At 41.5% G+C, this 3690-nt stretch carries 4 protein-coding genes; all 4 read left to right on the top strand.

All coding sequences use genetic code 11. The features are described 5' to 3' along the window. Positions 1-1392: putative Ig domain-containing protein (locus IM500_RS20930; protein WP_287739461.1), on the top strand; the 1392-nt coding region annotated here is incomplete at its 5' end. Positions 1393-1450: 58 nt separating this feature from the next. After that, a complete protein-coding gene (locus tag IM500_RS20925; RefSeq protein ID WP_287739460.1) occupies positions 1451-2194 on the top strand; it encodes a PEP-CTERM sorting domain-containing protein in 744 nt (247 codons plus the stop codon). 95 nt (positions 2195-2289) lie between these two features. After that, positions 2290-3243, top strand: a complete 954-nt coding sequence (locus IM500_RS20920) for an RpnC/YadD family protein (RefSeq protein WP_287739459.1) — start codon at positions 2290-2292, stop codon at positions 3241-3243. A gap of 132 nt (positions 3244-3375) precedes the next feature. After that, positions 3376-3690: calcium-binding protein (locus IM500_RS20915; RefSeq protein ID WP_287739458.1), on the top strand; the 315-nt coding region annotated here is incomplete at its 3' end.

Genomic DNA, 3690 nt, shown 5'->3' with positions numbered 1-3690 from the left:
GATAATCCACCAACTGTCCTCAATCCCATTACAGATGTCAATGTTGACGAAGATGCCGAAAATAGTGTTATTAACTTAAGCAATGTCTTTAGTGATGTTGATGGAGATGTGATTGTTAAATCAGTATTCGTCAATGACAATACAGGATTAGTCACCGCTACCATCGTTGACAATCAATTAACTCTAGACTATCAAGACAATCAATCTGGGATAGCTAATCTGACAATTCGGGGAACATCCAACGGTAAAACAGTTGATGATACTTTTCTAATAACAGTTAACCCCGTCAATGATGCACCCACATTACAACAGAAAATAGCCAATCAAACCGCCACAGAAAATCAACCCTTCAGCTTCACCATTCCCCCTAATACCTTCAACGACGTAGATGGCGATAATCTCACCTACACCCTAGCAACAGAAACAGTCCTCCCCAGTGGAATAACCTTCGATGCCGCTACCCGTACCTTCAGTGGCACTCCCTCCGATACTGCCTCCGGCACCTATAACCTGACAGTAATCGCCAGCGATTCAGCCGGAGAAAAAGCCAACGATAGCTTTAGCCTCAACGTCCTCAACGCCGTCAACGGCGACAGCAGTAATCAAACCGTCAACGGTACTAGCGGCGACGACTACATCAACGCCGGGGCCGGTAACGATACCGTCAACGGCGGTGAAGGCAACGATATTCTCGATGGTGGACCAGGAAATGACCGACTCGCAGGCGGTCCTGGTGACGACACCTATATCGTTGACAACAGCCGCGACGTAGCCATTGAAAATGCCGGCCAAGGACAAGACACCATCAAATCTTCTGTAAATTACACTCTCACCGTCAACATCGAAAATATCACCCTAACAGGTAACGCCAACATCGACGGCACAGGTAACAACCTAGATAATCTCATCACCGGTAACAGCGGTAATAACCTACTCAAGGGATTAGATGGCAACGACACCCTTATCGGTAGCGCCGGTAACGACACCCTGATTGGTGGAAAAGGAAATGATATTCTCACCGGCGGCGATGGCAGCGACTCATTCCTCTTTGGCAGTGGTGCTATCTTTAATAGCAGTGACTTTGGAGTTGATAGTGTCAGTGACTTTATCAAAGGAAGTGACAAAATTATCCTAAGTAAAACCTCTTTCAATGCTCTTGTCAGTGCCGTCGGTAATAGCTTACAAACCGCCGAATTTGCCAGCATCAATGATGCTGCTAACGAACTAAATCTAGTTGGTTCCAGTAGTGCTAAAATCGTTTACAATTTAGCAACAGGTAATCTGTTCTACAATCAAAACGGTGCCACAGCAGGATTAGGTAATGGCGCACTTTTTGCCACCTTCAACGGCATCCCACAGTTAAGTGAGAATGACATTTTTCTCCAAGCTTAAGTAAACAGCCAGCGAAATATACCATCTCACAATTAACCATATATCAGGAAAATTACTCATGTTTAAACTCCCAACTTTAACCTTAATTACTGTTGCTAGTTTGCTGGCTTCTAATCTTGAAGCCTCCCACGCCGCCGTTGTCAATGGAAGTTTTGAAACTGGTAATTTTTCTGACTGGAATACCAGTGGACAAACGAGCGTTGAAACTTCAAGTTTTCAGGTTACACCGGTTAACGGAAGTTATCAAGCCGCGTTACAAACTTGTTTTTTTATCGGTGCTTGTGATGACAATCAACCCTTGACTAATGCTAGTAATTTACAATCATTTCTCAGCTTATCGGGTAATCAGTTAAGCAATCTATTTGTTACTGAAGGTTCCGCTATCAAACAGACTATTACTGCTAATGCTGGCGATGTTTTCAGCTTTTCTTGGAATTTTCTGACTGATGAAGATGCGGCTGATGTAGATTACAACGATTTCGCTTTTTTTACCCTTAATAATACTTTATATTCTTTGGCAGATACTCAATCTAGTTTTCCAGTCAATCCTTCTTTTTCCCATTTAACGAAAGAAACAGGTTATCAAACCTACACGATAACAATATCGGTGAGTGGAGATTATATTTTAGGGTTTGGGGTAGTTGATGTGGATAAGACAGGAGGAGGAAATGCTACTGGAAATTCAGCTTTATTAGTTGATAATATCAAGCTTAATAATATTGCCAAAGTTCCTGAACCTGATACTCTTTTCGGACTATTATTAACCCTAGGATTAGCCAGCAAGTGCAAGCGCCAGAATTAATCAAGAAAACGGGTTTCTTCAAGAAACCCGTTTTCTGCGTAAGTACAGTATATCACAAAAATTGCTTCGGTGCTTCAAGATAACTGATAACTGAAATGAATAACCCAAATACTGATTTTGATACTCCTTGGAAAGATGTCTTAGAAATCTACTTTGAAGACTTTGTTTCCTTCTTTTTTCCTCAAGCTCACGCGGGTATTGATTGGAATCAAGGCTTTGAATTTCTCGACAAAGAACTTCAACAAGTGGTGCGCGATGCTGAGTTAGGCAAACGTCTCGTCGATAAGTTGGTGAAAATTTATCGTATGGCGGGAGAAGAGACCTGGGTTTTAATCCACATAGAAATCCAGGGTCAGCGAGAAATTGACTTTGCTGAACGGATGTTTGTCTATTACTACCGCATTTATGATCGTTACAGGCGTTCAGTAGCGAGTTTGGCAGTTTTAGGTGATGATAATGCTTCTTGGCGACCCAATCAATTTGAGCGTGAGTTATTTGATTGTCAAGTGAGTTTTCGCTTTCCGGTCGTCAAGTTGCTAGAATTTAAGCAGCAGTGGTCAGCTTTAGCAGCCAACCGCAATCCTTTTGCTACAGTCGTGATGGCGCATCTCCAAGCTTTAGAAACTCGGCAAAACCGAAAAAAGCGCAAAGAAGCGAAATTAGCATTAACTAAACGGTTGTACGAACGGGGTTATCAACGAGAGGATATTATCAACCTCTTTAAGTTTATCGATTGGTTGATGAGCTTACCCACTGAATTAGAACAAGAGTTTCAACAGGAATTAAATCAGTACGAGGAGGAAAAACGAATGCCTTATATTACCAGTGTTGAAAGAATGGGAATGGAAAAAGGGATGATTCAAAAAGCTCGAGAATCTGTCATTGATGCCCTCGAGATTCGCTTTGAGAATGTGCCTTCGGAACTGGTTGATGAGATTAGCCAAATTCAAGACACTTCTCTTCTGAAAAATCTCTTAAGACAAGCGATTACTCTTGACTCAATCTCAGATTTTCAAGGCTATTTAAATCAGTTAATCAAACCTGAATAATTCTGGTTTGTCGCCCAAGAAAACGGGTTCCTTTGAGAAACCCGTTTTCTGTAAATTTTTGTTATATCCCCCTTGAAAGATTGGGGATTGTTAGGCTAAAACTGTTATCAATAAACCTTTACAGTTAATATCATGACTTCTTCTCTTTTGTCGATTCTTCCTGCTGTTGACGATATTTTGTTCGATTTCGCTCAATCTGATGGCTTTTGGGCAAATTTGGCCATCGCTTTTGGCACAAGTTATGATGTGGTTAAGGCGACGGAATTACAACAGCAGTGGCGAAGCCGAAATTTTAGTCAAATTCCCCCAATTGAGGTACTTAGTGGTGAAGTTTTAGGGACGGCAAAAGGGGCCTATTCCAGCAGTACCAATAAGATTTATCTATCAGCATCTTTTTTGAATACGGCCTCGTCAGCAGCGATAGTTAATGTAATTTTAGAAGAAATT

It is taken from the genome of Microcystis sp. M179S2, from assembly GCF_020245805.1.
In the GTDB taxonomy this organism is placed as follows: domain Bacteria; phylum Cyanobacteriota; class Cyanobacteriia; order Cyanobacteriales; family Microcystaceae; genus Microcystis; species Microcystis aeruginosa.
Note: the sequence above shows the minus strand (reverse complement) of the source record. Positions and strands in the feature narration are given on the sequence as shown.

What these genes read in the sequence shown, in the direction of transcription:
- IM500_RS20925 (WP_287739460.1), top strand. Translation starts at nt 1,451, where the DNA reads ATGTTTAAACTCCCAACTTTAACCTTAATTACTGTTGCTAGTTTGCTG.
- IM500_RS20920 (WP_287739459.1), top strand. Translation starts at nt 2,290, where the DNA reads ATGAATAACCCAAATACTGATTTTGATACTCCTTGGAAAGATGTCTTA.